Consider the following 6,902-nt stretch of genomic DNA (forward strand, 5'->3'; position numbering starts at 1 on the left):
GCAACGATAACACCTGCTGCGTCTTCATTGAACTGTGCAATGTAGTCGAAGTCTTCGTAAGTTATCGTCGTCAGGCCAAGCCAGTGCATATTGGCTATCTCTAGAGTCACCAGCGTAATAGTGTAGCCATCTGGTGCTGCATACACTCCGGCGCTGTGTCCTACTGCCCCGCCGCCCCCGGTTCTGTTCACAACTGTGAAGGGCTGACCAAGAGCTTTGCTTAACTCGTCTGCAACGTATCTCGCGACGCGATCAGTTCCGCCACCTGCACCCCAGGGGCAGACTACAGATACTGGTTTTCTTGGATAGTCTACACCGAATAACACCGATGAAGCCATCAGGGCGATTACTAGAAAAACTAGAAACTTCTTCACAAAAAACACCTCCTATTGAGTAACAGGGTTTCCCCCAATAAAATCAAGAACCTGTTTCTTAGACGGCTGTCCTTCTGTAGAACCAGTTTTAGTGCAAGTCAATGCTGCAGCAGAAAGAGCAAACTGAAGAGAATCTTCTTCATTTCTGTCTTCCAAATAACAGCACAACAAAGATGCAGTGAATGTATCTCCGGCCCCAACAGTGTCAGCTACTTCAACTTTCTTTGCTTTGCCTTTCACGCTCTTCTTTCTGGTCGCTATGACGGCTCCCTTCACTCCACACCTGAGGGCTACTACTTTCGGGCCGAGTTCCAGTAGGTAGTTGGCTGCATCCTCTGGATCGCCCTTGATACCTAGCACCTCCTGCTCCTCATCGTTTAGAGAAACGATATCGGCGTATCTCGAAATAACGCTCAGATATACAGATTTCGCAAGCTCGCTGGACCAGAGTTTGCCACGATAATTCAAATCGAATGAGATGACTGCGCCATTCTCTCTCGCTCTTTTCATGAGCACAAGACTCGCTTCAAGACACTGCCTACTAATCGCCTGCGACACGCCACTAAGATGGAGAATTCTAACTCCTTCAAAATCAACGTCTCTTGCGTCATCCACGCTGTAAGTACTGGCTGCAGCGTCCTTTCTTCTGTAAATGAACTCATGTTTTTCTCCAATGAAGCTCGCGAAGTACATTCCGGTTAGTCGATCACTGTCAATGATAACATTGGTTGTGTCAACTCCATTGGATTTCCAGAGATCAAGAAACCCTTCTCCGAAGGCATCGTCTCCAACCTTTGTTATGTATCCTGATGTATGACCAAGTTTTGAAATACCGAGCGCGACATTTGAAGTGTCTCCTCCCCAGGTCATGTCGAACTCACCGGCCTTTGAAAGACTTCGTCTGTCTTTGCTGTAAAATGCTGCAAGAGGTTCACCAAAACTCAGGACTTCTGGTTTCACACAATCACCTCAGTAGCCTCTTCTCGCCTGCCCCGTGTACGTTCAGGAAGGTTTCGATTGCTTGCCAGTCGGGCAAAGGTTCAATATCGCCCTTCAAGCTGACCGTTATTGCACCGGCAACATTCGCATATCTAAGCGAATCTTCAATGCTCTTACCCTGAAGATAACTTGCGAGAAAGGCTCCATCACAGGCATCGCCGGCCCCCAACTCATCGATCACCGGGACCTTGTATGAAGGCATTGAATACCTCTTACCACTTACCAAGGCTTCCACTCCGTCGGCGCCCTTCTTGAAAACAATAATATGGGCCGATTCTGCCATTTCGATTATCTTTTCTTTTGCCACTTCTGAATCATTACCGAAGAGCATCGCCATATCGCCGGCGCCCGTAAAGAGAATGTCTGCCTTTCTAACGAATGGTTCAAGTATCCTAATTGCGTTTTCTTTCGTCTTGAGCAAATTGATCCTGATATTTGTATCGAAAGCGATTTGAGCTCCGGATTTTTTCGCCAGTTCAATGCTTTTCAGAGCGGCTTGATTACAGCTATCACTAAGCGCAGGAGTAATCCCGCTAACGAGGAAGAGGTCCAGATCAACGAAATACTCGTCCTTCAAGTTTTCCGGTCCAAAATGCGCGGCTGCCGAATCTTTGCGGTAGTAGAAGACCATGGTCTTATCTGGGACGGGGTAGCTCCTCTGGACAAAATACACGCCGGTCGGATTACTTCTATCTTCAACCACACCATGTGTATTGACTCCCTCGGACCGGAGTGAAGAGAGGATCACTTTTCCGAATTCGTCTGCTCCAACGGCTGTAAGAAACGAACACTCTACACCCATTCGCTGCATCTGTATTATTGTATTTGCTTCGGAACCTGCCACATGTCTCTCAAAAAGGGTCTGAAACCTGAGAGCACCCTTTTCAGTCGGGTTCATTTGAACCATTATCTCTCCAAGTCCGAGAGCTCTCTTCACATCTTCACCTCCTAGAGCGCATTCATTTCTTTCAGAGCGTTTTCGATCTTCTGATAAACTGAATCCGACACAAGAGCATAAGGGTGCCTGGGATATCCGGAATCAATACCTCTCATTTTCAACATTGCATGAATCGCAGGAATGCTCTGAGCATAGTGTTGAATATCTCTAAGTTTATTCACTCTCAGCTGAAGCTCGAGTGCCTTCTCATAATCACCTTCAATGCTTTTGTCAAATAGTTCGACTACCGGTTCAGGAAGAGCGTTCGCCAGTCCGCAGATAGCAGCATCTGCACCAAGCGGTATCGAGGGCATGATGAAGGCTTCTGTGCCGCTTATATAACAGAAGTTGTCCATGTTCATGTTGAACTTTACTCCGTAGAAATAGAGAAGGTCAAACGTGCTATCCTTTATTCCGTAAAGGCCTACGTCTTTCAGTTTCTTTAGAGTCTCGATATCTATCGTTACTCCGGTTGTTTTCGGATTGTTGTATATGAATACGGGAAGAGCCGTTGTCTCTACGAGTTTCTTGAAGAATCTAACTATATCGGCCTGAGAGTACGGGAAATAGAAGGGTACCACCGTTGCAACGGCCTTGGCGCCAACGTGTTCGGCATGTTTAGCAAGTTCGAAGATATCATCCGGATTGCTTGAGCCAATGTGAGCGATTACCGGTACTCGGTCTGCTGCCCCCTTGATTGCAAGTTCAGTTACCTTCTTACGTTCATCCACAGTCATGAGCGGCCCACCACCGTAAGTACCACAAACAAAGAGACCGTGAACCTTTTTGGAAAGGAAATCTATGAGATTCAGATACCGTTTCTCATCAATTTTTCCCTCTGAATCAAATGTTGTCAGTACTGGTGGAATAATGCCTTTAAAAGCTCCCATGTTGCACCTCCGAGTTTAGAATTTTAGATATGATAATGATCTTCTAGATAACGAAAGAGTATCGAGTGATTCCTCGCCCTCTCTTACAGCGAGACAAGCAAAGAGGGAGTCGACAACTACCATTTGAACACATCTGGAAACGATTGCGTCAGTGCGCAAATTCATTTCTTCAGGGACGGCAGCTATGATGCAGAGATCTGCGATCTTTGCCAGGGTCGCATCGGCAAATCCTGTAAGCGCGATGATTTTCACCGTATTCTTCACTTTTTGAAGAGGTAAAACCACGTCTTTGCTCTCCCCCGACTGAGAGATTGCAAAGACACAATCATCCTTCCCCAGTTTTGAAAGTGTAACGGCATTCGTATGTGAATCGGGACAATAAATAGCATCTTTTCCGAGAAGATTCAGCTTGAAAGACAAATTATTAGCAATAGAGCCGGAAACACCATATCCAATACATATTATTCTTCTGCTATTCTCAATCAAGTCTACTGCTTCGGTTATTGCTCTACCGATTGGCCCCTCTGAGTTCTTTTTCAAAGCCATAATGCATCCGTTGAAAATCTTTCCGACAACATCTGATGGCGTGTCATCTATCGAAATATCCTCATAAGGATGATAAAAAGCCGATCCGGCGATTTCAGATGCTAAAGTGACCTTGAATTCATGAAAGCTTTCATATCCTAGCTGTCTGTAAAACCTTACAACCGTTGATTCACTCCCCACTTTCGATCTATTCATAAGCTGAGTTATTGAAAGATTAACGGTTTCGGAGGGGTTCTGAAGAATCGCATCAGCAATTCTCTTCATCGTTGGTGTGAAGTCGGCGCTTTCTCTAGCTATTCTGTCGAGAAGAGTTCCCAAATAAACCACCCTCATAGAAAAAATTTCTACTATAATCTAACATGATTTGCCTTTCTAATCAAATCAATAAATTAGTGTTGAGAGACAATAGGAAACAGTGATAAAGTATTATGATCGAATAACGAGATGAATCTAGACATTTCACGAGGAGAATGATAGAAAAAAATTTTTTTATCGACTGAAGAGATTCATATTGCCTTTTACTGGAGGTTCAGATCTGCCGTGCTATCATTTAGATGATTATGAATTGCAACTGTTGACAATTTCAAAAAGTCACACTTAGGAGTCTTCTAAGATTTCGATTATCAGTTTTGAAGTAGGAGGAGGATTCGGATGTCCAGAGTAGTTACCTTCGGAGAAATTATGATGCGTCTTGCCGCTCCTTTGGGAGAGAGATTTGAGCAGACCAAGAATTTCGAAGTGGTTTACGGGGGAGCGGAAGCCAATGTAGCTGTTGCGATTGCGAAGTACGGCGGAAAAAGCAGATTCGTGTCCAAAGTATCGGCCGACCAATTTGGAGAAGCGGCTATAGGAAACATAGCGGTTCACGGCGTGGATACCAGTTATGTCATGAAAGATACCGGCAGGTTAGGCAAGTACTTCTACGAGTATGGTTATTCTCAAAGACCGTCAAAGGTTATTTACGACCGAGACAACTCGGTCTTTGCTAATTCTAAGCCCGGGGATTTCGACTGGGAGGAGATTTTCTCAGATGCTACCTGGTTTCACTTCACGGGTATCACTCCTGCACTAAGCGATGGGTTGATTGAAGCATGCGAAATGGCCCTGATAGAGGCCAAGAAGAGAGGAATGACGGTTTCGTGCGATCTCAATTACAGGTCGAGACTGTGGAGCAAAGAAAAGGCGAGAAAGATTATGACCTCTCTTATGAAGAACACGGATGTCCTCTTCGCAAACGAGGAAGATAGCGAATCTGTTTTTGGAATAGAGGCTGAGGGAACCAGTGTAAGTGATGGCAGGTTAAGTGTCGAGGGATACAAAGATGTGGCAACAAAGCTTAGGGATACCTTTGATCTAGAGGTTGTTGCTATTTCCCTAAGGGAAAGCATAAATGCCAACTTCAACAGGTGGTCGGCATCGGTGCTCGCTGGCGGGGAATTCATGGTCTCGGCGAAATACGACATAAACATAATCGATCGTGTAGGTGGTGGAGATGCATTTGCTGCGGGACTGATCTTTGGATTGGACAATTCCTGGGAACCAGAAAAATCACTTGAATTTGGAGTAGCTGCCTCATGCCTGAAACACACAATTAAGGGAGATTTCAACGTCGTATCTAGGGATGAGATCGAGAAGCTACTTTCTGGAAACGCTTCAGGAAGAGTCGTCAGGTAAGAATGTGAAATCTAGACGGTATTTTCAAAGTTGTGATGCGTGCGGTTTCCAGAACAGCAAAACCGTTGGCATCTCCAAGTGTCCTGAGTGCGGCGGCACTCTGAATTACAGATACGATCAAGGCGGTAAAGCAAATGTTGACGGTTTCCCGGACAAGGATCTTTTTGGATTGTGGAAATACCACAAATTGCTGCCGATAGATGATGTTCGGTACTGTATAACGTTGGGAGAGGGCGCTACTCCTCTAACTACGAGCATTAGGCTTCGGGCGGAGTTAGGCACCGCCGGAAGAGTAATGTTGAAGGACGAGACTCAGAACCCTACCGGCACTTACAAAGACCGTCCCGCGGCTATGGGAGTCAGCAAGGCCATAGAAATCGGTTCAGGAAAAGTGATTATCGCTTCCGACGGAAACGCTGGCCCTGCAACGGCTGCTTACTGCGCAAGAGCAGGACTCAAATGCTTCGTGCTTATGCCTGCCGATACGCCAGTTGAAAGAAATGTGCAGACGATCTTGTACGGTGCTAATCTTATTCTTATTGAAAATAGTACTGTCAGCGATTGCATTGACCTAATAACTGATCTATCTGAATCTTATGAATGGACTCATCTGACAACTGCCGCGGCGGTCAATCCGTATCACTTTGAAGGTACAAAAACCATTGCTTTCGAAATTGCGGAGGATCTTGAGTGGAACACTCCCGATTGGGTAGTAATGCCTGCGGGAGGGGCCGGTCTATCAGCAGCTGTCTGGAAGGGCTTTTTGGAGATTATGGAAGCTGGAATAATCACTGAGCTCCCGAGAATTCTTGCTGTTCAAGCCGAGGGATGCGCCCCTTTAGTAAAAGCCTTTAAGGAGGGTAAGAAGAAGGTTGAGAGATGGGAGAATCCCAGCACTTTAGCAAAGGCAATCAGCGTTCCTTTTCCGCTTGACGGTGAACTGGTGCTTCGCGCAATTAGGGATTCCGGTGGGTCGGCCATCTCTGTATCTGACGTTGAGATGGTTCGTGCAGCCGGTGTTATGGCAAGACTTGAGGGTATCTTTGCAGAACCAACTGGTGCAGCTTCCGTAGCAGGTCTAGCCAAAGCCTTAGAAGAGGGAATTATAAGTAAGAAAGAATCGGTTGTTGCGCTAGTAACTGGAACGGGACTGAAGGAGATCACATCATTTGGTAAACTTCTCCAATCACCAAAGACAATTGGAAGGGACATTTCAGACTTGAAAAATATCTTGGATAGATGAAGAGTGGTATGGTTTGCATTTCAAGTATCGGGAACCGATTCACAGCCGTCAATGAATCCGATTCTTCTTACCTGTTAGAGTATGCGCACGAAGAATGATGGAGATTCATGTATATGATGAAGCCGTTTCTTCATGCAATTAATTTGGTTTCTCGCATAGTTGTTTAGTACGTCAGAGCTCTCTAATTCTTCGCGGTTACTCAAGTAGATTTCTCGCCTAAGGGTGAATGTATCATTCAA

Annotated in this window: 7 protein-coding genes; 2 read left to right on the forward strand and 5 right to left on the reverse strand. The window is 45.6% G+C overall.

The window, feature by feature from the left end; translation table 11 throughout:
* The 5 genes from ENN47_09540 to ENN47_09560 all read right to left on the reverse strand — a co-directional run.
* The coding region (locus ENN47_09540; protein ID HDP78405.1) for a tripartite tricarboxylate transporter substrate binding protein at window positions 1–374 on the reverse strand (374 nt) is incomplete at its 3' end.
* 12 nt (window positions 375–386) lie between these two features.
* Window positions 387–1,334: a sugar kinase gene (locus tag ENN47_09545; GenBank protein ID HDP78406.1), complete on the reverse strand. Its 948-nt coding sequence runs from the start codon at window positions 1,332–1,334 to the stop codon at window positions 387–389.
* 4 nt (window positions 1,335–1,338) lie between these two features.
* The gene (locus ENN47_09550) at window positions 1,339–2,310 is read right to left on the reverse strand and encodes a sugar kinase (protein HDP78407.1); all 972 of its coding nucleotides are present in this window, start codon (window positions 2,308–2,310) and stop codon (window positions 1,339–1,341) included.
* Window positions 2,311–2,321: 11 nt separating this feature from the next.
* On the reverse strand, window positions 2,322–3,200 hold the full coding sequence (locus ENN47_09555) for a dihydrodipicolinate synthase family protein (protein ID HDP78408.1): 879 nt from the start codon (window positions 3,198–3,200) through the stop codon (window positions 2,322–2,324).
* 15 nt (window positions 3,201–3,215) lie between these two features.
* Window positions 3,216–4,079 (reverse strand): MurR/RpiR family transcriptional regulator, encoded by an 864-nt coding sequence (locus tag ENN47_09560; GenBank protein ID HDP78409.1) that lies wholly within the window; start codon window positions 4,077–4,079, stop codon window positions 3,216–3,218.
* A gap of 318 nt (window positions 4,080–4,397) precedes the next feature.
* On the opposite strand from ENN47_09560, the gene ENN47_09565 reads away from it, so the two are divergent.
* Window positions 4,398–5,420: a sugar kinase gene (locus ENN47_09565; protein ID HDP78410.1), complete on the forward strand. Its 1,023-nt coding sequence runs from the start codon at window positions 4,398–4,400 to the stop codon at window positions 5,418–5,420.
* Window positions 5,368–6,663, forward strand: coding sequence for a threonine synthase (locus tag ENN47_09570; GenBank protein HDP78411.1), 1,296 nt, complete (start codon window positions 5,368–5,370; stop codon window positions 6,661–6,663). Before ENN47_09565 ends, ENN47_09570 begins: the two co-directional genes overlap by 53 nt.
* Window positions 6,664–6,902 lie beyond the last annotated feature (239 nt).

This window comes from Mesotoga infera, assembly GCA_011045915.1.
Taxonomy (GTDB): Bacteria; Thermotogota; Thermotogae; order Petrotogales; family Kosmotogaceae; genus Mesotoga; species Mesotoga infera_D.

Excerpts from the sequence above, each read along its gene's own strand:
- ENN47_09555 (HDP78408.1), bottom strand. The coding sequence starts at position 3,200 with ATGGGAGCTTTTAAAGGCATTATTCCACCAGTACTGACAACATTTGAT.
- ENN47_09560 (HDP78409.1), bottom strand. The coding sequence starts at position 4,079 with ATGAGGGTGGTTTATTTGGGAACTCTTCTCGACAGAATAGCTAGAGAA.
- ENN47_09565 (HDP78410.1), top strand. The coding sequence starts at position 4,398 with ATGTCCAGAGTAGTTACCTTCGGAGAAATTATGATGCGTCTTGCCGCT.
- ENN47_09570 (HDP78411.1), top strand. The coding sequence starts at position 5,368 with ATGAGATCGAGAAGCTACTTTCTGGAAACGCTTCAGGAAGAGTCGTCA.